Origin of the sequence: Aliiruegeria haliotis (assembly GCF_003003255.1) — a bacterium.
In the GTDB taxonomy this organism is placed as follows: Bacteria; Pseudomonadota; Alphaproteobacteria; order Rhodobacterales; family Rhodobacteraceae; genus Tropicimonas; species Tropicimonas haliotis.
This window is the reverse complement of sequence record NZ_PVTD01000015.1, coordinates 33888-57163: the sequence shown is the minus strand read 5'-3', so window position 1 is coordinate 57163 and position 23276 is coordinate 33888. Positions and strand designations below refer to the sequence as shown.

Sequence of the window (23276 nt, the reverse complement as noted above, 5' to 3'; positions counted from 1 at the left end):
CGCCTCCTTTGTCTCTGACATGACGCGTAGATTCGCGCCGATATCAAGTGATGCACAAAGCAAGGGGTGGCGGGGTGGCGCAGGGTGGCGGAAAGGGGACGAGGGCGCGCCACCCGGTACAGTGGTCGTGTTAGTTGGTGACGGCTACTTAAGTCTGGATGGCGTCTTCAGCATCCCTGGCACTCGAAAGACAACGAGATGACGGGTGAGATGACTGCCTTCAGGTACATAGGCCTCTGTCCATACACATTCGGTCAGGCTCGGGGGAGGACCAGGGCGTTCGGCGAGTTCGAGGATCCCGAGCACCCCTAGCTTCGGCCCAGTGGCCTGGTAGGCAACCGCCTGTGCCCGGTAGGTACGGGCCACGTCAGCATCGACCGCTCCAAAGTGTCGTTTCAACTCTATGATGAATTGTGTATTTCCGAAGTCCACATAAAGATCTGACCGCCCTGCGGCGATTCCGGGCACCTCCGGAAGAACCTTCACCGGCGACATGTTTCCGCGAAGCCATTCTCTCAGATCACGCTGCAGATCGTTTTCCACAGCGTCTGCACTTCGAAGGTAAGCTCCCCGCTCGCCGAGTTGCGCCAAGTCGGCATGCTGCCTATCCTCGCAGAAGACAACAACCTGCCGAATGAGTTGGTCGTAGGCATGCTTAATTTCGCCTCGGTAGTCGATTGCGTCGACGAAATCCCCAGAGATTCGCTTGCAGATCTTCTGGACGTCCGGCAGGTGCTTCCCGCTTTCCGCAGCATTTTTGTCGGCAAGAGACCTCTCCAGAACGACGGCCATATCGTCTGGAATGCGGCTCGAAGCGTCAGAATCTTGGAGGATGGCGCTGAGCCGCGGGAAATTGCCACCCTCCCACTCTAGTCGCGATGGTGGATCTCCTGCGGCGCTGAGCGCAATTCGTTCACAAAGCTTCTCAGCAATTGGGCGATATTCGGGAGCCCATTCGCTGTCGGCCAGAAGTTCATGGAGGTGACCCGCGAGTCCTCGTTCTCGGATGAAGGCCGCTTCGATCTTCGGTGCAAATAGGATATTCAATCCTCCGCCGACGGCGATCGTTTGTTCGGCGTCATACACCGCAAGGACCTGCTCCATCACGCGACCGGCGTTAAGCCAACTTGGTCGGCAGATGCTGGAAGCCACCGATCGCATCACACAAAGGAGCTGCCACCATTCGACTTCGCGATCAACACGCGGCTCCAACCAACCCGGAACGTCGCCCATTCCAAGCTGATCATGCCGCTCCGCGAGCAATCGACCGAGGGTTTCCACATGAACTCCAAGCCCTCCGCTCACTTTCGTAGTGAAGGCGAGGACCACGTCGATGACGGCAACGTATATTGAGGCGTCAAGCCGAGCTGGATTGCGGCGCAAGACACTCTTGAAGAGCCCGCGTGCCTCGCGCATGCCTGTGCCGACATCAGCCTCGGTGTGGCCATTCAAGGCATCCGCGAAGGCAATCATCGCCAGTTCGAAAGTCGCCTCATCCTCTGCCTCGTCATTCGCCTGAAGACGAACCAACGCATCGCGAAGGCTTGTTTCTCTCCAGTGATGGTACGCTACCCCGGCAATTTTCGCCGCATGTCGCACGAAGATGCCTGGATCATCGCTCTGCAAGTCATTCAAGACAATGAGCGTACGCCATCGCGTGCTATCGTCATCCAACGCCAGTTGAAACAGGCCCTCCAACGCGAATGCGGCCAGCAACGCCTGGTCGTCCATGGCTTTGCCATCGATCCGAGCTTGCAGCGCACCTACAAGTTTCGGGCGTGTGATCTGTCGCAGGTCGCGATTGGCGAGGAGAGAGTTCACCGCGTCTCGGAAGACGAGTGGCTTTTGTTGCGCCAGAAACCCGTCGATCACAAAATCGAGCAGGGCTGCGTGATCTTCGGATCCCCCGGCACCAATGCTCTGCAACAGAATGTCGAAAAACGGACTATCAATGATGGCGTCCCGATCGGCGAGGATCGCGGGAACGCCACCCAATTCGACCAGAGTTGGTACCTGTCTGGCTCGCAAGCTCGCCTCGAGTGCGGCGGTCACACTCATTTGGACCGCCGGCGAAGGTGGCTACCACACATAGCTCTCGCCTCGGGCAATGCGGCAGCACTCTTGGCCAAGCGCCTGCACAATCTCGTCTGGGTTCGCGCTAGCCACGAATACCTGAAGCCCCTCCGTATCTTTGGCAATAATGCGAAGTTCGCCTAGAAGCGCTTGAAGGTTGAGTTCGTTCACTTCCTCAGATGCAGGTGAGTCGATGATCAGCAAACCCGGATGGCGACCAATTCCCATCTGACGCCCGACTCGCAGAAGTGCGATCGCAGTCGCAAGACGAAGTCTTAGACGTTCCCCGGCCGTCACGCTGGAGAAGGACGTGGCGGCTCCCCCTTTCCAAACTCTAAGAGAGCTATTGCTATTCAACTCGACCTTTTCCAAAGCTTCGATGCCCAATCGCCGGCCGAGAAGAAAGATCTCGTCATTCAGTGCATTGAGAATATCCGTCCGCCCAGCCTTGTAGGCCTTTTCGGTTTCCTTCACCGCCGCCTTAATCAGCGCGGCATCTGGATGAGCCTCGGATTCCTCAGGGATTGCGCTTCGCTCTTCAAGCGCGCCTTCAAGGCGGGCGACGGTCAATTCGGCTTTCCGGCGCGCGGAGAAATCCGCTCCTTTTGTCGCCTCATCTAGGGATGTTCGCGCATCCGTGAGTGATCTCGTCGCAATTTGAGCAGCTGTTTTGGAGGCTCTTGCATCCTCTGCTGCACGGTCAGCGGAGCCTTCGAAGCGACTGCACGGGCTTCCGCTTCGTGGAGCGTCTCGCTTAAGTCTTCGAAGCGATCCTCCGGAATACTCTCGGCGCACAGTGAGCAGACGAGTTCTGTTGTCTCCGCCCTTACTCGGGCTTTCGTAACATGGGTTTCGCACCGGGGGCAGCACTCCGGGTTCAATCCGTTGAAGAACTGGGTGGCCACGATCGTTTCACGAAGATCCCGTACGGCGCGCTCGTCATCCATCGCGACACGGCGCACACGATCTGCATCAGCTTCGACGTCCGCTGCACGAGCCTGCAACTCCGACATCCGGCGCGTCGCCTCCGCAACGGCCTCGCCGGCCTTGTTCAGGGCCTCAGCCGAAGTCGTCTCCGAAGGCAGGTCCGCTAGGTTTTTTTGCGCTGCAGCCAGTTCCGCCTCCAGGCGCGCGCGGGCCACCTGCGCCTCCGATCTCGAACGCTCCAGCGCCTTCTCTGCCTTTGCGCGCTTCTGCTCGATCTCCTTGCTGGCAGTGGCAACGAAGGTTTTCGTGCTGGCCCATGGTAGCCCGATATACATCTGGAGCATTCTGGCTGGGAGCCCAGCCATGGACGTATCTCCCAGAAGAATCTTGTGGTCACCTCCGAAATAAAACGCATTTGAGAGCGCGGCCCATCCATGCTGAACCACCTCCTTCTCCCCGTCGCGACCCTGCATGGCTGGCAATGGGTCGAGATCGAGCGCGTCCATCATGAAACGCGATACAACGAGTTCGAAACCATCATCTGAAGCGAATTCGTCGAGCTGGTGATACGTGCCGTTCGGTGCGCGACGCTCAAGCCTTCCAACAGGCCGATCATCCTTCAATTCGAAAGCGACTCGGTAACTTTCATCGTCTACTGCAAAATCCAAGCGAACCTTGGCTAGCCAGCCACGCACATCGGCTTGAAGGTTCTTGGGCGAGCCTCTGAGGCACCACAGCACGACCTCCAACACCGTGGACTTGCCGACCAAGTTGCGATCGCTAGTGACGGCCCAAACCCCGGGGCCGACATCGGCCCATTCGAAGTCGATTGTTCCCGTCGTCTTGCCCTTCTTTTCGCCTGAAAAGGCAATACGCTCTATCACGATTGACCGGGCGGGACGGGCCGGTCGATCAGGAACAACCCCCCACCGATGAAGCCGAACACTGGCCTGCTCGAGCGTTAGGTTTGTCTTGGCGGAGATCTCTTCCAGCCAGCTTCCACTCATCAGCTGCTCTCCTCTAACAGGTCACTCAACCGCTTCTTTACGCGCTCAGCTATCGGCTGAATCGGGCGCGACAGGTCGGTCTCGGCGTACTCTTCCTGGAGGTACTGACGATCTTTTAAGGCTGTGCCTCCTAGCCTGCCGGCGACACGCGCAACGAGTTTCGCCCGCTCACGATACCACGCGAGTTCCGGTGCCGCCGCCGCCAATTCTGCCATCGCGGAACGCCCTTTTTGCGTGAGAAGGTAGATATGTTGCCGCACATGGCCTGGCTGACCTGTCCGCCTGATGCGAATAAGATCACCAGCTCGGAGGATCGCCAGCGCGTTGTCGAGTGGCTCGAAGGCTCCGAAATGATAGCGAACCATCGGCAGATGTCTCAGGTCTGGTTCCCGATCGTCAAAGATTTTTTTTGCGATCTCGATCAGATCGTTCCCGCCGCCACCTTCGAACTCATCGAGCAGTTCGTTCGCGAGGTAATCCGGATACCGCATCCAAAAGTCGAATGCCTGCAGACGCGCTTGCCCCTCGAGCACGGCGACAACTTCCGGATCCCATTGGCCGTGAAGCGGCTCGTGGCCACCTGCGTCTATGCAGGCTAGTAGCCGAACAGCACTTTGCCGGTCCGTAGATTTATGTAGGTTATTCAACAGTCTCGCCTCTTCGGGCTGATCATGCGTTCCGATCTGAAGATGTGCAAGGGAGCATTCGATCCCTCCGGAAATTCGGCCATTTCGTCAGGGTTTGTTTCACCGGCGAAACGGAACGTCTCTTGATCCGAAAATTCTCCACGTTTCGGCCTCCAGGCCATCGCTTTGAAGGCGCTCTCGTCGCAGGAATGGCCACAACTGCAAAGTGTGACCGCATCCCCCAATAAACGACGCAACATTTGGCCGAACTGATTGCATTGATCGCCATCTTGCCATGGTCAACTCAACGCCACATCAACCCGCATACGCCGTTTTTCTCCGTCCGGTGCACCCGGAAATCGTCCAACGCCGCCCAGCGCCGGGAAAGGAAATTTGCGAAATCAAAGGCTTACCAGCTAAGCGCCTGATTTCACTAACGTATTGGAATCGTTGTATTATCGGCTCATAACCTGAAGGTCGTAGGTTCAAATCCTACCCCCGCAACCAAGAAAAATACCTAAAATCAGCTATATAGTGTTTCTAGAACGGTTCCGCGCTCCTGCGTTGGTATTCTCGTGGAAGCACTGTGGAAGCATCTGCAACGGTCTTGCACTGTGGCATTCGCAGCACACACCGCCAGTCAGCTCTCCACGCGCCGGACCACGGCCGGAATCGGACTCAACTGCGAACTACATCGAATCGTTTTGAGTAGGCGAGGAGTTCCGATTGCAGACATTTGTCGATGTCGCATCACCTCTGTTCGGCCAGCGACGGCTGTACGGGCCCCGTAGCCGTGCATAGCCCTTCCGTTGGTGGCAGCTGTCTGCGCTTTGCGGTCGTTGGCGTTTACTTGGGCAATGTCCGTTTTGGTGAAGGCCAGCCAGTTCGACGGCAACTTTGGCTTGATATAGCTCAGCGACAGTTCCGTCTTTCTAGTGCGATAATTCCACTACCTGTTTCAGTTTGGAAGGAGTTGAACATGAACAAACTGATTTCTTTCATCGCAGGGCTTTGCACTTTGCTCGTACCGGCGGTGGTGCTTGCACAAGAGCGAGTGGTTGAGCTTGGCAAGCAGGAGTATCTTGTCGCTTGCGCCGGTTGTCATGGCGAGAGTGCATTGGGCGACGGTCCCCTTGCGGACCTCCTGAGTATTTCCACCCCAAGTCTGTTGGAGCTGTCGCAAGGAAATGACGGCGACTTCCCTTACGAAGCGGTTCTGACGACGATTGATGGCCGTGATGGAGTGCGGGCACACGGAAGTGCGATGCCCATCTGGGGTGAGCGTTTTCAATCTTCGGCGACCAGCCAGCGCGGAGAGACGGCTGGAATGGTTGCCAGCGGACGCATCCTGTCGCTCGTCTACTATCTAAAATCGATCCAGAAGTAGACGCGGAGTGTGGCTTGCAATGGCTAGGTTGATTGCCGCGCAAATGCACTGAGCGACGCGGACGCGTTGCATGTCTTTGCCGTGAGCGTTTATGCGAAGCGATCAGCGGTCGGTATCCACGACACGGTCGTTTTTCGGCCGCAGTGCTCGTCAGTGTCCGTTCGGACCCGACGCTCGAGCAATCTAGTCAGATGACCGCAACGTCGGCAAACCAGACGGTCCATTCGCCCGCTTTAACAGACCGCAATCTGCGCGGTCCGGCCGTTGGGCAGATTGCGGACAATGTCTGGCCTTCTCGTCACTTGCCGAGCGCGTAGATGGTTTCGTCGCCGTCACCGCGATTGCGAACCAGACGGGCCTTTCCCTCTGAGATCGACCAAGATTGGCAATCTTCGGGGGCTGGTCGCGGTGCAGATAGCGAACGGCAGAAGTAGGTGTCTTCCCAACGCCATTCGCCCTTTAGTTCCTTGCCGTTCCAGACACCTTCGATTGACCCGTCATCTCGAACAACGAAATAGTTCGCGTCGTCCTCTGGGTCCATGATCTTCACACCAACAAATTTCTCCTCGAAAGACGCCTTATCCGTGACTTCCGAATATCCTCCTCCGGTAGCAAACGTCGCCGTTGCCAACAGGATCGTAGACGCGCTCAACGCTACAATCTTGAATAACTGTCTCATTGTGGCCTCCGCATAGCTGTCGTGAACGCCAAAATGTTACACCACGTCGGGCAATCCTGCCTTGACGCGCCTCAAGCGACCCACCTTCAATTGGACTTCATAGCCGACATCCGATCAAAACGCTCAGATGACCGAACCGTCGGCAAACTCGACTTTCGGGATATGTCCCCGCGTCGGGGCAATCCAGAGACGACATGACGTCCGCTAATTGCGCAAAGCGGTCGTTGATCCTGATTTGGGCAAGGTCCGGTTTCGCGAATGTGGGGAACTCGCGTTGAGCGATGTCATGGCGACCGATATGCAATCTCGGTAACCTTGGCCCCGCATCGACAATCTTCGACGTAGAGAAAGGAGGAGGAGATGTGGCGTGCCCTAGAAACCATTGTTTTGACGATCTCTCTTTTCGTCTCGGCGACGGTTGCTTCCGATGAAGGGGATACGGCCAGGTTGGGAGGGCTTTGGTTGAAGGAGGAGCAACGATGAGCATCTGCAGATTTGGTCGGTTGCTGGCCTCCGCATCAGTTGTCTCTCTAGTTGACTTAACTTCAACTCTCGATGGCAAGGTCATCGGACAAGAAATCGAGACCCGGCAAACACCGAACTATTCCGCGCCATGTGTTCAAGATCCGAGCGGAGGCGCGGGTGTGATCAACCAGTGTTTCGAAACGCCAGATGGCAAGCTTGTGGTGTTCTACAGAACAGATTTCTTCGAAGTACAACCTGCACCAAGAAGATACCGGCAACTCATTCGGACTGCATGTGAGGCACTGGAGATCGAAGCCGAAGATTGCGACGTGGTCCCGATGCTGGTGAACATTGGGCACAATGCTATGGCGGGTGCGTGCGAAGGCCGGAGGGTCGTTCTTTTTGACAGGAACATCGATAGCCAATTCGGCAAACCCGGAGCGGCCTTTGCGATACTCCATGAACTTGGACACCACCATTGCGACCATCTGGACCAAGTCTGCGGGCCGTGGGCAGAATTGGAAGCGGATGCGTTTGCGGGTGCAGGTCTTCGTGTGTTGGGCGTTTCGCTCAATGATGCCCTGTCAGTATCCCGAAACCTGATTGACCATGACGGCGGTAGCCATCCAAAGATCAAGGAAAGAGCCGACGCAATCAGGAGGGGTTGGACATCCCCAAAGGCCGCTACCGATTGCGGGCTGAGCACCAGCAACTAACAAGCCAATTGAGATCTGCCACGGATCCGCGAGCATGAACGGGATCTTGAGACTGCGGTTGGGCAGGGGGTCTACTCCGGTGGCACAAGGCGCAAAATGTGGTTCCGTTCGCTCACCCAAATCGCGCCATCACCAAAATCCAAGCCAGTTGGAAATGCGCCGTGGTAGCTCCGAAGAACCTCATTGGTGTTTGGATCGATCTGTATCAGGGGCGATTTTTTGTCGGGTGTGATCCACAGATACCCACCTCCGAACGCAATATGGCTGTCTGCTCGCGGAAGGGGAGTTTCTATCGTTGCAGTGACAACACCCGTTGTTGCGTCAACTCTCTGAACCGTGCCGTCGCCGAGATTGAGAACCCAAACACTATCGCCGCCCACGGCAACGGGGCCGGGCCGGTCGCGAAGCGGGATCGTGGAAAGGATAGCGTTGGCGGCGGGGTCTACACGGTACAATTCATTTCCCGACTGGGATGTCACCCACACGTTGCCGTTGGCATATGAGACGCCGAAACCCTGCGCTGGAAGATCAAGACGGCTACGCACGTTGCCGGTTTCGACGTCAAAAGCAGAAAGAACCCTCGCCAACGCCTGATTGTCTCCCAGTGTCAGCAACCAGACAGCGTTGTCGCCGAAGGCAAGACCGCTTTGCGCGTAGGACGCATTAACCCGGACCGAGAGAAGCAGGTCGCCGGACCTGCCATCCAGCTTGTAGAGCGTCCCATCCTTGACCTGCGCGACCCAGGCGGCTCCTTCGCCAATCCCGAAAGCCGGATATGAAGTCATTGTCCCGACTATTGGGCGCACTTCGCGCAAGTTTATTGGATCAATCCTGACTATTTCAAAACGGGACACGGCCCAAAGAGCACCATGACCGTAGGACAACAAGTTGGACGGCTTCTCGATCCGTGCCTCCACAACCAAATGGTCGAACGGGAGTTCCTCAAGGCCTGAGACTTGCGATCCAAGGAAAAGGAAGAATGTAATCGCAACGGCGGATGTAGATAGAAACGACATAATCCAACTCCTCGCACGACTGCCTACCGAACAATTGCCGCCCCCACCGCAACGAAGAACGGCCGGGCGAAATGAGCGGTGGAAAAATACCACGGGGGTAACTTTCGGGCCATGACGTTGCTCAACTTCTTACCGACACGCTTCGCGCACAGCGGACATCTGAGCCTTTTCGTCAGATGTCCCCATAGTCGGCAAAGCCGCCGGTCCATTCATCCACACCGACCGACCGCCTCCTGCGCAGTGCTGCCGTTGGGGCCACTTGTTGATTTCGCGGATGCGGCATGAGTTCGTTGGCACGCCTATCCCGACGGCGGACCTTGGTCCCAGACGCAGCGAACGCCAGCGACGAGCCCATAGTTCCAAATGCTGCGGATCGCGCCAGAGGCAGCTTTGCCGACCTTGCGCCATTTGATGCTCATGCTCGGATGCCCGCATTCAGGTAAACCAAGCTTGGGCGCCGCCATTGAGACACCGCCCAAGCCAATGTGCGCGAAGGTCAGGTACTGACTACTCGCAAGAGCATTCTTCACCGGTTGACGCAAAGCTGATCAGCTCGATGTCACCCGGACGCCACGTCTGCTCGAACCACGGCTCCAGCGGGCCGTAGAGCCGGAAGATTGTGTTCCAGCCCTTGCCGGGCACCGTTTGGACCCAGTTGCTCTCCTTGCCCTCGGGTGCTTCCGGCGCGAAGTAGATGTCGTAGGAGCCGTCCTCGTTCTGTGCGAGACCGGTATCGTTGCTGCCGATCGCCGGGAACTGGGCGTCGGTCTGCAGCATCGAACGGGTCTGGTTGTCATAAAGCGTGAAGGACCAGAAGTCCTTGGCCGGCACATCCGCCGGAACGTGGACGCGGTAGGTCTTTGCGCCATCCAGCGGGTTGCCGTTCGAGTCGCGGTAGGTAAAGGCATATTGCGAGCCCTTGCCGACCTTCTTCAGGGCCATCGCCGGGGTGATGCCGGTGGCATAGAAGTGGAAGGCCGCGCGGATGTCGTGCAGCGTCACACCGTCCAGTTCCCAGGTATAGGCGCCTCCCGGAAAAGCCGTCTGCCAATAGCTTTCGCCCGGGTACCAGTAGAAGCGTTCGTCGCGCGGCTTGGAGATCAGTGTCTTGACCGTCACCGCACCGGCGGCGGCTGCCGCTTCGAGGATCGGCTGCATACGGGAATCCGGTGCGAACTCTTCCCCTTTCTTGATCCCGATGGCGGCAAGGTGGCCCAGCAGTTCGGGCCGCTCGCCGATTAGCGGCTCGCGCTGGATAACTGCGTTGATCTCTTCGAAGATCTCGGTGTCCATCCGGTGGATCGTGTTGAACAACTCGCCAGAAACGTTGACGAAGTTCATCTCCGGGGGATTATCCGCCTGCGACAGCGGATACATCTTGAACATTTCTTTCGTCTGCGAGACCGCCTTTTCGGTTGTCCCGTTTTCCTGATAGCCGCGCCACAGCACCCAGTTGCCATAGGTGTTCGACTGGGCAACGTGATATCCCTCTGGCACGTCGCCCTCGTAGCCGGGGGGCAGGATCAGGAACTTTCCGCCTTGTCCTTCATCCGGCCCGAGGTTGCCGAAATCGACGACATAGCGGAACCACGCATCGTTGAGAAAGCCGAGCACATTCGGCGGCGTCTCGATCACCATGGGCTCGTCGCCCATCTCCAGCCACGCCGTCATGTAGACGCTGGTGGTGTTCGCTGTCAGGAACAGCGCCTTGGAATCCATCAGCCCTTCGAACAGGATCGCCGTGGTGTTGGCAGGGCCGAATTCCAGAATGCCGTTTCGCATCGCCTGCATCGAGGCGATCTTGGTGCCGTCGAGCACGGCCTGATAGGCGTGGGTAAAGTCCAGCAGGTTGTAAATCTTCTGCGCAGACTCCACATCGGGCACACCGTCGAAGAAATTCAATTCGCCCACCCGCGTCTGCAGGTTGTCGGGTGTTGTCACACCCTCTGGGATTTCTGTCGTCATCTCCATGGTTGGCACTTCCTGCGCCGTCAGTGGCGCGACCCAGAGCCCCCCCGTGATAGTGGCAAAACCGGCCGCAGCGGCCAGTGATCTTGCAAACGCCATTTGTATTCCTCCCTTTCGTTGATTGGCTTGATACCAAGCTTCCTCTTTTGCCATTGGGGGATGCTTAGTCCCCGATCCGTTCAAGCGACGCTGTCGCGTCAAACGGATAAAGCGTCGAGAGCCAAATCCGCATGATCGCCGAAAGCACCTTGTCTTTCTCGGCCTTCTCGACAGAACCAAACGCCTGAATGAGGACGCCGGCGTCCATTCTGTTCAGGGCACGAGCTACCGGAAGCGGATCGAATTCTGGGGTGAGACCAGCCGCCTGGTCCTGTGCGATACGGGCCGAAACAACTTCATCGAAGGATGCGAGGAATGTATCCCAGACACGTTCGAGCCGCGCATCGCTGGGCGCTGCATCCGCGACCGCCTTGAGGATTGTGCCGTGCTCATGGGCAACTTCGACCAGTGCCGCGAGACTCTGCTGAAGTCCGGAAATCGCATTGCCCTCATTGGAAAGCCAAGCTCGGGCACCGTCTACGATTTCGCCCTTCACCTCGCCCAGGAGAGTCTCCATCAGTCCATGGAGATCGTTGAAATAGAGATAGAATGTTGGGCGGCTGTACTCCGTACCGGCCATGAGAAGGCCGACGGTGAGATCGCGAAACGGACGTGTCCTTAGGAAATCGGACCCGGCATCAAGAATGGCAGACCGCGTCATCGCAGCCTTGCTTGGCGGCATGGGTCTAACCGTTGGGTTAGTAGAATCGGCGATCTGCATTTCTGACATGGCGTCAGTACAACTGACAGAATGTCAGAAGTCTATGGCTTTGCAATCCGTTCATCCGAAATGCCTTCCTTCGCGCAAATCCTTTGAGCAATCGCTCTTACGCACGTTCCACCTCAGGATTCGTTGACACAAGGGCAAGAACTAACAAAGGCAGAGGTCATGTCAGAGCAAACCGGTTTGCGGCGGGGCAGGGGGCTGAGTAGCGTCTCCGGATGACGAAACGCGACCCGTTTAAGTATTTCAAGACGAGCGAGGAGATCATCCGCCTTGCGGTCATGATGTACGTTCGCTTCCCTCTGTCACTTCGGAATGTCGAAGATCTGCTGCACGAGCGCGGGATCGAGGTCAGCCACGAATCCGTTTGTTTCTGGTGGAACCGGTTCGGCCCGGTGTTCGCAGCCGAGATCCGTCGAAAGCGCGCCGAACGGATGCGGGCTTGGCCGCAATGGCAGTGGCATCTGGACGAGGTTTTCGTGAAGATCAATGGCGAGCGGCACTACCTCTGGCGGGCCGTCGATCACGAGGGCGAGGTGCTCGAGAGCTTCGTGACGAAGCGGCGGAACAAGAAGGCTGCATTGAAATTCCTAAAGAAATCAATGAAGCGCAATGGTCGACCGCATGTTTTCGTAACGGACAAGCTCCGGTCCTACGGAGCGGCGTTGAAGGAGGTCGGCGCGGCTGATCGGCAGGAAACTGGCCGCTGGCTCAACAACAGGGCGGAGAACTCACACCTGCCATTCCGACGACGAGAACGGGCAATGCAGCGCTTCCGTCGTATGCGAAGTTTGCAGATATTCGTTTCCGTCCACGCCTCGGTCCACAATCATTTCAACCAGGAGCGCCACCTTTACTCACGACAGAATTTCAAGTTCAACCGTGCCGCCGCTCTTGCCGAGTGGCGCGGTCTCTGCGCGGCATAAGGGGCAGCGATCCTGCCCTTGTAGAGACCGGTTCGAATTTGTCTGACAGCACCCCTGCTTGGGCACACCAAGGTGGACAGCACAGTCAGACACCTCGGTGTCGAGCTCGATGACGAGCTGAGCATCGCCGAAAAGATAGACATTTGAGGCTTTGGCGGGCGACAGCAATCGTCCGCCATCCCTGACCGGACGCTCCTTACATCTGGACGCAGCGTCTGTTCAGAGCCCATATTGACCAATGCCGCGGTTTAGACAATCGGCAGTTTCGCCGATCTTTCATACATTTGAGAGTTCTTGTTGGATGTCTGCAAATATCTGTTCCCAAACCATTCCGTAGCTTGGTTGGGCCGGCAATATCCTTACTCGTACTTCCAGATTCTCTGATCATACCGTTCCCAAGAGCCACCCGCTCTTTCGCGGGCCTCGAAGTTGTAAGGCGCTTCGTACCAGAGAACGACTTCGTTTTCCAAGTTGTCGAGTAAATAGGTGCCCTTTGTGGTTTCGATCATCAAGACCGCATGCGGAAACAATTCTTTCCGATGATGGACAAGGGCAATTGTCATTGCACCACGTGGTATTCCCAACCGAACCAAGTGTTCCCTCTTGAATAAAGCGATGTCCTCACAATCGCCTATCCCGCGCGATGGGTATTCCCAATAATCTTCATGACCGTAAAGATCTCTATCGCTGGCGCCGATGTTGATCGCAAGGTTGACACTCGAATTAGCTAATTCTAGGGAGCGAATTGAATCCGGATTGAGTTCCAAAACACCCGCGCCGGACAGATCGCAGTGGCCTGGATAACGGCGGCAATACGAAGCGTATGGTTCGAAAACGTCGCGGATCTCGACCACGGGCAACACCATTCGTCGGGGAAGGGTATGATTGCCGCGGTCACCTGTGGCGCTTGCGCTCTGAGATCTCCCGAACCCGTGCCATGCTGAACTGTTGAGTGGATTGTCGTGGTTAGCCTCGAAGAATGGCCTTCCGTTGGCTAGGCAGGCAGAATCCTGGATTCTTGCCCTGGAGTCCTTGATTTTGCAGTGGTAGTGCGGCTGACCGACTCCCGTTTGAGAAGCGAAGCGTTCGTATGGTTGTGAGTCCGCGGTCGCACTGGCCGAAACAAGAGCAACTGCTGCTGACATTGCTACTCGCAACATTTCCTCCTCACGTATTGAAGTGAAATCATGTACTTTGCGTTGGAATGGGCCGGCTCTACAGGGGCCCCGCCAATGAAAGCGTCAACTGATAGTCTCAGTTTGGGAGTACTGAGTGACTCTCAGAGTTCGGATCCGGCTCGCAGGACTCTCCCGTAGCGCGCCAGACTGGATTATTGAGGGAGATTTCGCACTTAGCCAAGAATGATCCTCCGTCGACTCTGAGGCACGCGAAGCCATGGACATCGACGCGAACACCACGGTTCGTGCAGTACTCATCCGGATAAGCGAAGCCGACCTTGGGCTCCGGTCGCTCAAATACTTGGGCCTGGAGCGGCGCACTCAATGCGAAAAGAACGAACGCTGCCGTCAATTTCAATCGGGACATCATTTTCTCCTTTGAGTGATGGCCACTCAGAAACCCCGAGAAGCCTGGCCCTATTCTGGACCCGAGGTTTGCCGCTGTCGTTGGATGCAGGTGGAATTATTGTGGATTCGTGTGGATGGTCCTGAACTTCTAGACCCTGCACGAGACTGGATGGGCTTTTCATCTATCCATATCGCCTTCGTTGAGATGCAGACATTCGGAAGGCTGACAATCGGCGCGCCGGACCGTCGGGTGTGATACTATCAAAGAGTAGCCAGTTCAGTGCGGCCATAGTCATGACAAACAGGGAAAAAATTCGGTTCGATCTATCTGACGGGCGCCTGTGGAAAGGCGAACGACCGATCCAACTCGGCTCCAAAGCGACAAAGCTGCTGAACCTGTTGGTGCGATATCCCAATCGCGTGATGACGAAGGAAACGATACTGGACGAGATTTGGGCCGATCTCGCAGTAACCGAGGGGTTGGTAAAGGAATACGTCCATGACATCCGGCAGGCTCTCGACGACGACCCAAAACGACCAAGATTTATCGAAACGGTCCGTGGGCAGGGGTACAAGTACATTGGTGGCATTGAGCTTATTGGTTCCATTGACCGTCGCGACTATTTCAACCGGCCCTCGATCGCTGTCCTTCCGTTCACCAACATGTCGAGTAGCGCTCAAGAAGATTATTTCGCGGATGGATTGAGCGAAGAGATCATTACCGCGCTATCGTTTGTACCGTGGGTTTTTGTGATCGCCCGGAATTCCTCATTTCGATACCGTGATCGAGAATTCGATCCCCGTCAGGTCGGAGAAGAGTTGGGCGTGCGCTACATTCTCGAAGGCAGCATCCGCCGTGCAGAAGGCCGGGTCCGCGTGACGGTTCGCCTTGTAGACACCAACGATGCCATCCAAATCTGGGCGAGCCGCTACGAAACCGATCTTGGAGAAGTTTTCCGACTTCAGGACGATATCGCCGCCGAGACGGCAGGTCGGATCGGGTCTGAGATCCAGCGTGCCGAAATTCGGCGATCAAGCCGTAAGCCGCCGCGCGACCAAACCGCATACGATCTCTACTTGAGAGCGAGAGCAGCACTGAACGGACAGGACATTCAGGCCGCGATCGAACTGCTGGATGCAGCCATCGCTCGGGCGCCGGACTATGGCCGTGCGATGGCAGTCCGTGCTTGGTGCACAACACTCATCGGCTGGCGCTTCGCGTCGCCAACCAACGAACAGCGAAGGCACTCGCTGCGTCTTGCTGAGGCAGCTCTTGTGAACCCTGACGTTGACGCCGAGACGGGGGCATACGCAGGTTATGTCATCGGTTTCATGAGCGATCAGGCAAGACGCGCGATTTCGCTACTTGAGGACTCGACAAGGCAATGTCCGAGTTTTGCCTGGGCATGGGCCAGCCTAGCACTGATGGAGTCCTACCACGGCGATCCAGATAGAGCGATTTCCTATGCCAACACCTCGCTCAACTTGTCACCTGACGATCCGCAGAGCTTCCGATGCGACATGGCAATCTGCAAGGCACTGCTAGTTGAAGGGAAATACGCCGAGTGCCTGAATGCCTCAAGGCAGGGTCTTGCTAAACATCCGTCCAACGCATTCTTGCAGATGTGCCTAATTACTTGTCAGTATGAACTGGGCCGCTTGGATGACGCGAAATCCTCAGCCAAACGATTCTTGGCGGAATACCCCGATTTCCAGATCCTGCAATGGCAAAGTCTAACTGAAAACTGGTTGGCTTGGGAGTCCACGTCGCTGTTGCTGTGCCATGCTCTAAGAGCAGTGGGAGTTCCAGACTGAGCCCGTTGCCAATACTCCACAACCGGACGAAACGTACTTCAGGCATAGTGTCCGCTTTGCGCAGGAAGCGGCCTGACGGGGTGGGTAAGGTGAGCGGCAGAAACGTCCGCAACTCGGGACTAGAGCCAATTCTATTTAAGGTCAGCTTCTTGCGAAAGCCGACCTTCGCGCCCAAACGCGCGGATCGGCGGTCCCAATCGGCCGTTTCTGCAAGAAGTCGACCTTCGAAGCGTGGACTTTGAATGGGTGTTCCCCGGGCGAAGCCGCCTGATGCTGGTGCAGTGAAATCTGCGTCCGCGTGGCACCCGAGATGCAGGGATCGGCGCGGCACCGCAGCACGAGTTCCGCAAACCGGTCATTGAGCCGGGTCGCATAGCTCCGAATCTGAACCAGTCGTTCGCCGCGCGCGCATCGGGTGTCTCTCATGCGGACTAAGCAGCCTGATGCTGACGCAGCGAATTATGGGGCCGCGCGCCCATCAAATCTCGGACTACGTCGCGGCAGTGCAGTGCGATTTCCCGAAAGCGGCCATTGAACGCCGCCACATTAGCTTATCTCGAAGCCGGTCGTTCGCTGTACCTGCGCCAGATGTCTGAGTTGCGCAAAAAACCTGACTTTCTGACGCCGGCTGCAAACGAGCACAAACGGCCAAGACCCGCCCTTTGATCGCAACCGAATGCTCTGCAGCTTGGCGGGTAAAAGATAAAATTCGTTTTGTATGTGGAACCGGACAGAGGGTGGGTGCCGTCGGCAAGTGACAACTTTTCCGCCGATGCGCATCTGGACAAGAGCCGAGCAAGTGGTCGATCGCTGCTTCGTCACCCGTACGACGGCGGGAGGCAGGTCTTAGACTGGTCTATGGGTCGTGGTTTGGCGGAGCGTGTCCGAGGGCAGCTTTCCAAAGTGGGCCTGGTAGTCCTTTGCAAACTGGCCCATGTGCCAAAAACCCCAACGGTTTGCGATACACGAAACCAACTCTGCTGGATCGTGTCGCAAGAGGTCCTGATGCACCCTCCCCAGTCTCAATCGCAGTAGATACGCCTTCGGGCCGACGCCGAAGCGTTCATTGAAGGCACGGTTCAAGGTACGTTCGGAAACCGCTGCAGTCTCGCAGATCAGGCTGAGAGGTGGATTTTCCTCTGCGCTTTGCTCCATGAACTCCAATGCAACTCGAAGCGCGCGCGCCCTTGCGTGCGCTGTGCTGCGATCGGTGATTGATCGGTGCGACGCGCAAGTGTTCAGCATAGCCGCGAGGATCTCTTCCTCAGTGTTCCGACATGACGGGGATCCACCGTCCAGATAGGCGAGGACCTTTCGGGTTATAGAAGGCAAGGACGCATGTCCGGCAGTGTCGGCCACCACGCCTCCAGCAGCCAAGGAGGTCGGAAAAGGGACACCGAGGGACGCGCACAGCGCCTCAATTGCTGACTGATCCACGGACAGGGTCAGCCCCTGAAAAGAGGCGTTGCTCACCCCCTCGAAGCCATCTGTCGTGCCGAACGACAACAGCCCGTCCGGGTCCGGATGCCGATTGTGCCAATGGTTGATGCCTTCGCTGAGGGGGATTCCGAATGAAACCGTCCCGGGCGGGGCCAGTCCGGTTTGATGGACAGCACGGTCCATCGCGATCTCCAGAAGGTTCAGGACACGCCCCTGCCGAAGCCGGATCCTGGTTGTCATGGGACCCGGTTCGAGCTGCCGGAAATCGAGACTCCAGGTGGACACCCGGTCGAGCAGGTTCGGATCGGCAAGGCACATCTCGACGGTGTCGTTCGGGAGCGTCCCGGCAGCAGTTGGCTGTTTTTTGATGTGGTCCATTTTCCCGCACAGGTAGTTTTCCGGCAAGGATAACTCGCGACACAGGAATTGAACACTGGCTGAAAGATGTGACCATCGACGGGTTGGAGGCAGGCCTCCGCTCCCACCTGACACTGCCCGGACAGTACGAGTGGTCACGTTTCTGACGATTGGCGAGCGGCAAGAGCTTGGCGACTATGCCGCCGCACAGGACAAATCGATATCGGGCGCGTGCCATGAGTTGATCGCGCGCGGGTTGCAAGCGGACGAGACTGACACGTGATCCCAGTTAAAGAAGGAAATGCCATGAAGAAAACTCTGTCATTGGCAGCACTCTGCGTGCTGGCCACGGCTCCAGCTCTCGCGCAGGAGGGGGAAATCATCCGCGATGGCGAATACCGATATCTCGAAGCGCAGTTCGGGGAGGCCTGGGCTGAACAGGATGAACGGATCGATGGGCGCCTGAACGAGATCTGGGAGGCCAATGGTGGCAAGCCTCCGAACATCCTCTACATCCTGATCGACGATGTCAGCTTCGGCCAGATGGGCAGCCGAAAGCTCAACTACGTCACCGGGATCGACACGCCGAACATCAACCAGCTTGCGCAGGACGGCCTGTCCCTGATGCGCATGTACACCGAACCGTCCTGCACCCCGACCCGCACGGCCTTCCTGACCGGGCGGCACCCCATTCGCGCCGGGGTCGAGGAGGTGAAGGTTGCGCTTGTCGGTGAGGGCCTGCCGGCCGAGGAGGTGACCCTTGCGGAAGTGTTGAAGCAGGCCGGCTACAACACCGCCCATGTTGGCAAGTGGCACCAGGGCGATATCGAGCAGGCCTATCCGCACAACCAGGGGTTCGACTGGGCGGCCTTCCCGCTGCACCAGCAGGTGCAGCTCAGCCTGATGATCCGGGAGGCCAAGGACGCCAACAACATGCTGGGCTACCATCTGTCCGGCCAGTCGAACCAGTTCGGGCTGGACGAACGCTTCCGGCCCTACGGCCTTGTCACGGGTGTCGAAGCCGAAGCCGGGGGCATGGCCCGCGAGGTGGACATGGAGCCGGGCGAGGAATGGACACAGGCCAAGTACGAGGAAATGAACGAGCGCTACCAGCGCCAGATCCTCGAACAGCTCGACCGTCTGGCCGCGGAAGACGAACCGTTCTTCCTGCAATACTGGCCGCTCTACCCGCTGAACTTCGCCTATCCCGAACAGGCCATCTCCCGAAATGGCGGCTTCCATGCCGACAAGCTGCAGCTCCTGGACAGCTGGATCGGCGATCTCCTGGCCAGGCTCGACGAGACTGGCGAGGCCGACAACACCATCGTCATGCTGATGGCCGATAACGGGTTGATGTATCACTACGAGGGCACGTCGGGGTTGAACCAGCTGATCTACCGGGGGGGCAAGACACAGCATCTCGAAGGCGGCGTGCGCACGGATGCCTTCATCCGCTGGCCGGGCGTGCTCGCACCGGACAGCGCCGTGGGCGACATCGTGCATGTGTCGGACCTGTTCACGACCTTCGCGCGGATCGGCAACGCGATGGATTACATCCCGCGGGATCGGATCATCGACGGGGTCGACCAGACGCCCCTGCTGCTCGAAGGTGAGGGCAACTCGCGGCGCGACTATGTGTATGTCTACGAAGGGGCGATCATGCGCTCGGTCGTGAAGCAGGAGTTCAAGATGCACCTGCCTGCGCCCGGCGTGCCCGGGGCGGCCGCACCCGTCTACAACATCCTGCGCGACCCGCGCGAGGAACATGCCCAGATCGGGAATGCGCTCTGGTCCGGAGCCTCCTTCCAGGACATGGTCAAGCGGCACCAGAAGATGATCGCGAAATACCCGCATCTGCCGCTTGGCACGGGCATGCCCTATGAAGGCATCGAGAACCTGCGTCCGGAAAGCGAGCTGGCGCGAGAGGTTTTCACCTCCTGGCAGTAGCAGCCTCGAAAAGACGTGGCGCCGCCCGAGCGGCGCAATATCTCCCGACACAGACGCATACCGACGCGGCCGGTTCCTCGGCCGCGTCTCGTTCAGAAAGGGACACCCGGCTCATGTTCAGATCACTTCTCGCGGCATCCCTCGTGGCAGGGACGATCTTCGCCCCCGCGGCCCATGCTAGGGACATCACGCTGATCGTCCAGATCACGGTCGATGGTCTGCGCGGAGATCTCCTGAGCCGCTATGAAAGCAGTTTCGGCCCCGATGGCTTCCGCCGCCTGATGGAAGGCGGCGTCTGGTACACCGATGCCCATCACCTTCATGCCAATACCGAGACGATTGTCGGTCATGCCACCCTTGCCACCGGCGCCCATCCCTCCGAGCACGGGATGATCGGCAACGCCTGGTACAACCGCTCCGACGGGCGTCTGGGTTACAACATCGAAGATCCCGAACATGTGACCCTGCCGGTGCCCGGCTTTGACGGCGATGGCGACCAGCTTGATCCCACGCAAGCCGCCGCGGCCACCTCCGGCCGGTCGCCGGCAAATCTCCTCGCCACGACCTTCGGAGACGAGCTCTACAAATCGAATAATGGCCAGTCGAAGATCATCGGCATTTCCGGCAAGGATCGCTCGGCGGTTGCCATGGCCGGCCATGTGGGCAAGGCCTTCTGGATGGCGACGGAGACCGGGGCCTTCCAGACCAGCAGCTATTACTACGATGCCTATCCGGACTGGGTGATCGCGTGGAACGCGGACCGTCCCGCCGATGCCGCGATCGGGACCGAATGGACGCTGAGCGACCCCATCGACAGCTATCTGCTGGCCGACAATGACGACCGGCCCTACGAGACCGATCTCAAGGGCTTCGGGCGCAGCTTTCCGCATCCCTATGGCGCTCCCGAGGACGGCCTCTATTACACGCAGGTCCTGCTGAGCCCGCTCGGAGATCAGCTCACGGCCTCCTTCGGCAAGGCCGCGGTTCTCGGCGAGACGCTCGGCAAGGATGACGCGGTGGACTTTCTCGGACTGAGTTTCTCTGGCGTGGATGCAACCAACCATTTCTTCGGCCCGTCGAGCCTCGAGAACGAGGAGATGGTTCGAACCCTCGACCGCACCCTCGCCGATCTCTTTGCCTTTCTCGATGCTGAGATCGGCGCGGACAAGGTGCTCTACGTGCTGTCGGCGGATCACGGCATGCCGGAGATGCCGGAACACATGATCGACCTGGGCATGGAGACCGCGCGGAACGGACACACGGCGCTGGAGGACAGTCTGAACGCCCAGATTGCGGCCGAGCTTGGTGTGCAGGATGCCATCAAGGCGTTCTTCCGGCCATATATCTATCTGGACCACGAGGCGATTGCCGCAGCCGGGGCCGAGACCCGCGTGATCGAGCGGCTGATCGTCGACCGGCTCAACGCGCAACCCGGTATCGCCATGGCGATGCCAAGCGTGCCGTTCCCCGAGCAGCGCGGGGACTTCCTGGAGGCGCCGATCCGGCGGAACTTCCATCCGGCCCGATCCGGTGACGTTTACGTGGTGCAATCACCGTACTCCTTCCTGCTCGATCCGGGCGCAATCGCGGTCATGCACGGATCGCCATGGCGCTATGACACCCACGTGCCAATCATCTTCGCCGGACCCGGCATCGAAGCAAAGCGGATCACTCGCAGGGTTGCGACGACAGATGTAGCCGTGACACTGGCGGACATATTCACCACGACACAACCAAGCGGCGCTTCGGGCACTGTCCTGCGAGAGATCGTGGACTAAGAGATCGCCGATCATGGCCTCATTTCTCCGCGAGCGACAGCTTTCCGCCCTTGCTGTGAATTTCCACGCTCTGTTCCGAAGTCGGCTTCAGGCTCGGTACCGTCATTCCGGGCCTTTTCGACCGGCGCCCGCTTTCAGCCGTCGAAGGTCCGCTGATCGGGTTAACTGATTGAAGATCGAGAATAACCTACACGGCGCCGATGTCCGCTCTCAGAGGGCATTTCAAGTGCAGCGCTCTGCGCTGCCGCAAGTCGGCTGTGAGCCCAGAGTCCCGAATGCTGCGGCCTGTTCGAACGGAAGCTATGCCGACCTTGGAGACATCTGATGGAAACTCTCGGATGACGGCTTGCGCTCGGTAGCGGCCGTTCGCACGATCAGTTTAGATGGGCGGAAGGCGGAAGTTCGCCATTTAGTCAACGAGTGACCGCTTTGACTCCTAGAATGTGGCTATACGTTGTGTTTCTCGACAAAGGCCCCGCGTATCTCCAGTTTTGTCGAAATGCACCCTTCCCCCATTGACGCTCGGACGACAGATTATTGCGGGACTCTATGTTAGATAACTCATGCGTGGACAGGTTCCCTCGTCGGGAATCAAAGAAATCAGAGGCGTCAGAGGTGACCAACAGTTGCTCTCGGATAGCTGCAATCATTCTATTGTCATCGATTTGCGGGCAGCAAGCGTATGCTGTCGAGGGAGGACTTTAGACCTACCTTCTCGGCAGCCGCGACAGCATGGCGGGCGTGCTGCCTCCGACGGGGACTTACATCAACAATGATTTCGTGCATTTCAGCGGTTCGGCGCCGAGTGTGTCCATGGGGGGCGCCATTCTGGAAAACCCGTCTCTGGACGTCACGCTTTACAAGTTCAATGCGACGCGCGTGTTCGACGCGTCACTGGCCGGCGCGCGCGTCGGACTCAATCTGAACATCCCCTTTGTATGGTCCAGTATGGATCTCAACGGCGAGATCGCGAGTGGGTTTACGGGCGGGCTCAGTGACCAGCAAAACTCGTTTTCCGACATCACAATCGCGCCAATCTTTGGTTGGACAAAAGGCAACCTGCACCAGACCTTGGCTTTGCAGTTCTTCCTGCCGACTGGTGCCTATGACACTGCCTCGATCGATGTTCAGGGGCGCAACATCGACGTGCTCAGCACCGGCAAGAACCGTTTCGCATTCGACCCGACCTGGTCCTTGACCTGGTTTGATCCGATGAAGGGGATGGAACCTACTGGTTCGCTTGGTGTGACCTTCAGCGCAAAGAACGAAGCCACCGAGTATCAGAGCGCGCCCGAAGCCCATTTCGAGGGGACGGTGATGCAGCATTTCTCGAACAAGATGGCTGTCGGCGTGACCGGTAATGCCTATCGCCAGCTTGATGATGACAGCGGTGCGGGCGCAGAGAACATGCGCACGGTGACCGGGGCAGACAGCCTGCAGGCGGAGGTCTATGGGATCGGACCGATCTGGACATGGTCCACGATGATCGGAAACACACCAATGAACGTGAAGGCCAAGTATATCGTCGAGAGCGGTGCGCGACGACGCTTCGAGAGCGACAAGGCTTGGCTGACGCTCGGGTTCGTGTTTTGAGCCCTGTGAGACCTTTAAGACGAACTCTCTTTCAAGAAAGGCATGGTTGTCCCGAACATGCACTCTACTATCCGGTAAATACGAAGAATCCCGTTTTGCCGGTTTCTAGATCATTTCGTCCGTTCGCAGCCTGCCCGCCTTCATTGCCTTCGGTCAGTCGGACAAAGCGATGCAACGAAAAGGACATCGCCGTGCTACCTTCTTAGG

General features: G+C 57.9%; 18 protein-coding genes. 8 read left to right on the top strand and 10 right to left on the bottom strand.

What is annotated here, in order from left to right:
• Positions 1-144: 144 nt before the first annotated feature.
• The 4 genes from CLV78_RS21985 to CLV78_RS21975 are packed head-to-tail and all read right to left on the bottom strand — an operon-like array spanning position 145 to position 4654.
• Complete coding sequence (locus CLV78_RS21985) at positions 145-2058, bottom strand: hypothetical protein (RefSeq protein WP_106208051.1); 1914 nt, start codon at positions 2056-2058, stop codon at positions 145-147.
• Between the two features lie 21 nt (positions 2059-2079).
• Entirely contained in the window at positions 2080-2643 is a 564-nt protein-coding gene (locus CLV78_RS24320; protein ID WP_211301055.1) for a hypothetical protein, read from the bottom strand.
• 47 nt (positions 2644-2690) lie between these two features.
• The gene (locus tag CLV78_RS21980; protein ID WP_211301054.1) at positions 2691-4007 is read right to left on the bottom strand and encodes a hypothetical protein; all 1317 of its coding nucleotides are present in this window, start codon (positions 4005-4007) and stop codon (positions 2691-2693) included.
• The gene (locus CLV78_RS21975; RefSeq protein ID WP_170111685.1) at positions 4007-4654 is read right to left on the bottom strand and encodes a hypothetical protein; all 648 of its coding nucleotides are present in this window, start codon (positions 4652-4654) and stop codon (positions 4007-4009) included. The genes CLV78_RS21980 and CLV78_RS21975 overlap by 1 nt, the downstream gene beginning before the upstream one ends.
• A gap of 958 nt (positions 4655-5612) precedes the next feature.
• Between CLV78_RS21975 and CLV78_RS21970 the strand changes: the two genes are divergently transcribed.
• Entirely contained in the window at positions 5613-6020 is a 408-nt protein-coding gene (locus CLV78_RS21970) for a c-type cytochrome (RefSeq protein ID WP_245925245.1), read from the top strand.
• Positions 6021-6318: 298 nt separating this feature from the next.
• Here CLV78_RS21970 and CLV78_RS21965 read toward each other — a convergent pair whose 3' ends face one another.
• On the bottom strand, positions 6319-6699 hold the full coding sequence (locus tag CLV78_RS21965) for a hypothetical protein (RefSeq protein WP_146136759.1): 381 nt from the start codon (positions 6697-6699) through the stop codon (positions 6319-6321).
• 479 nt (positions 6700-7178) lie between these two features.
• On the opposite strand from CLV78_RS21965, the gene CLV78_RS23725 reads away from it, so the two are divergent.
• A complete protein-coding gene (locus tag CLV78_RS23725; protein WP_146136758.1) occupies positions 7179-7880 on the top strand; it encodes a M48 family metalloprotease in 702 nt (233 codons plus the stop codon).
• Between the two features lie 71 nt (positions 7881-7951).
• On the opposite strand, the gene CLV78_RS21955 is transcribed toward CLV78_RS23725, so the two are convergent.
• The 3 genes from CLV78_RS21955 to CLV78_RS21945 form a co-directional block, all read right to left on the bottom strand.
• Complete coding sequence (locus CLV78_RS21955; protein ID WP_146136757.1) at positions 7952-8896, bottom strand: Vgb family protein; 945 nt, start codon at positions 8894-8896, stop codon at positions 7952-7954.
• A 507-nt stretch (positions 8897-9403) separates the two neighbouring features.
• Positions 9404-10963 (bottom strand): DUF1254 domain-containing protein, encoded by a 1560-nt coding sequence (locus CLV78_RS21950; RefSeq protein WP_106208043.1) that lies wholly within the window; start codon positions 10961-10963, stop codon positions 9404-9406.
• 64 nt (positions 10964-11027) lie between these two features.
• Entirely contained in the window at positions 11028-11645 is a 618-nt protein-coding gene (locus CLV78_RS21945) for a TetR/AcrR family transcriptional regulator (protein ID WP_146136756.1), read from the bottom strand.
• 260 nt (positions 11646-11905) lie between these two features.
• Between CLV78_RS21945 and CLV78_RS21940 the strand changes: the two genes are divergently transcribed.
• Positions 11906-12613 carry an IS6 family transposase gene (locus CLV78_RS21940; RefSeq protein ID WP_106208039.1) on the top strand — a complete coding sequence of 236 codons (708 nt, stop codon included), beginning with the start codon at positions 11906-11908 and terminating at the stop codon, positions 12611-12613.
• A gap of 359 nt (positions 12614-12972) precedes the next feature.
• Here CLV78_RS21940 and CLV78_RS21930 read toward each other — a convergent pair whose 3' ends face one another.
• Entirely contained in the window at positions 12973-13758 is a 786-nt protein-coding gene (locus CLV78_RS21930) for a transglutaminase-like cysteine peptidase (protein ID WP_158263634.1), read from the bottom strand.
• A 675-nt stretch (positions 13759-14433) separates the two neighbouring features.
• Here CLV78_RS21930 and CLV78_RS21925 point away from each other — a divergent pair.
• Positions 14434-15954, top strand: coding sequence for a winged helix-turn-helix domain-containing protein (locus tag CLV78_RS21925; RefSeq protein WP_146136755.1), 1521 nt, complete (start codon positions 14434-14436; stop codon positions 15952-15954).
• Positions 15955-16800: 846 nt separating this feature from the next.
• On the opposite strand, the gene CLV78_RS21915 is transcribed toward CLV78_RS21925, so the two are convergent.
• Complete coding sequence (locus CLV78_RS21915) at positions 16801-17799, bottom strand: AraC family transcriptional regulator (RefSeq protein ID WP_146136754.1); 999 nt, start codon at positions 17797-17799, stop codon at positions 16801-16803.
• Between the two features lie 103 nt (positions 17800-17902).
• On the opposite strand from CLV78_RS21915, the gene CLV78_RS24830 reads away from it, so the two are divergent.
• The 4 genes from CLV78_RS24830 to CLV78_RS21900 all read left to right on the top strand — a co-directional run bounded on the left by CLV78_RS24830 (position 17903) and on the right by CLV78_RS21900 (position 23069).
• Positions 17903-18034 carry a hypothetical protein gene (locus CLV78_RS24830; protein ID WP_281261162.1) on the top strand — a complete coding sequence of 44 codons (132 nt, stop codon included), beginning with the start codon at positions 17903-17905 and terminating at the stop codon, positions 18032-18034.
• 23 nt (positions 18035-18057) lie between these two features.
• Complete coding sequence (locus tag CLV78_RS21910; protein WP_106208029.1) at positions 18058-19698, top strand: sulfatase-like hydrolase/transferase; 1641 nt, start codon at positions 18058-18060, stop codon at positions 19696-19698.
• 113 nt (positions 19699-19811) lie between these two features.
• Positions 19812-21476 (top strand): alkaline phosphatase family protein, encoded by a 1665-nt coding sequence (locus CLV78_RS21905; protein ID WP_106208027.1) that lies wholly within the window; start codon positions 19812-19814, stop codon positions 21474-21476.
• A gap of 741 nt (positions 21477-22217) precedes the next feature.
• Positions 22218-23069: a SphA family protein gene (locus tag CLV78_RS21900; RefSeq protein WP_211301053.1), complete on the top strand. Its 852-nt coding sequence runs from the start codon at positions 22218-22220 to the stop codon at positions 23067-23069.
• Positions 23070-23276 lie beyond the last annotated feature (207 nt).

Bases quoted from the DNA above. Each gene is read 5' to 3' on its own strand.
- CLV78_RS21985 (WP_106208051.1), bottom strand. From the start codon at position 2,058: ATGAGTGTGACCGCCGCACTCGAGGCGAGCTTGCGAGCCAGACAGGTA.
- CLV78_RS21980 (WP_211301054.1), bottom strand. From the start codon at position 4,007: ATGAGTGGAAGCTGGCTGGAAGAGATCTCCGCCAAGACAAACCTAACG.
- CLV78_RS21970 (WP_245925245.1), top strand. From the start codon at position 5,613: ATGAACAAACTGATTTCTTTCATCGCAGGGCTTTGCACTTTGCTCGTA.
- CLV78_RS21965 (WP_146136759.1), bottom strand. From the start codon at position 6,699: ATGAGACAGTTATTCAAGATTGTAGCGTTGAGCGCGTCTACGATCCTG.
- CLV78_RS23725 (WP_146136758.1), top strand. From the start codon at position 7,179: ATGAGCATCTGCAGATTTGGTCGGTTGCTGGCCTCCGCATCAGTTGTC.
- CLV78_RS21955 (WP_146136757.1), bottom strand. From the start codon at position 8,896: ATGTCGTTTCTATCTACATCCGCCGTTGCGATTACATTCTTCCTTTTC.
- CLV78_RS21950 (WP_106208043.1), bottom strand. From the start codon at position 10,963: ATGGCGTTTGCAAGATCACTGGCCGCTGCGGCCGGTTTTGCCACTATC.
- CLV78_RS21945 (WP_146136756.1), bottom strand. From the start codon at position 11,645: ATGCCGCCAAGCAAGGCTGCGATGACGCGGTCTGCCATTCTTGATGCC.
- CLV78_RS21940 (WP_106208039.1), top strand. From the start codon at position 11,906: ATGACGAAACGCGACCCGTTTAAGTATTTCAAGACGAGCGAGGAGATC.
- CLV78_RS21930 (WP_158263634.1), bottom strand. From the start codon at position 13,758: ATGTCAGCAGCAGTTGCTCTTGTTTCGGCCAGTGCGACCGCGGACTCA.
- CLV78_RS21925 (WP_146136755.1), top strand. From the start codon at position 14,434: ATGACAAACAGGGAAAAAATTCGGTTCGATCTATCTGACGGGCGCCTG.
- CLV78_RS21910 (WP_106208029.1), top strand. From the start codon at position 18,058: ATGAAGAAAACTCTGTCATTGGCAGCACTCTGCGTGCTGGCCACGGCT.
- CLV78_RS21905 (WP_106208027.1), top strand. From the start codon at position 19,812: ATGTTCAGATCACTTCTCGCGGCATCCCTCGTGGCAGGGACGATCTTC.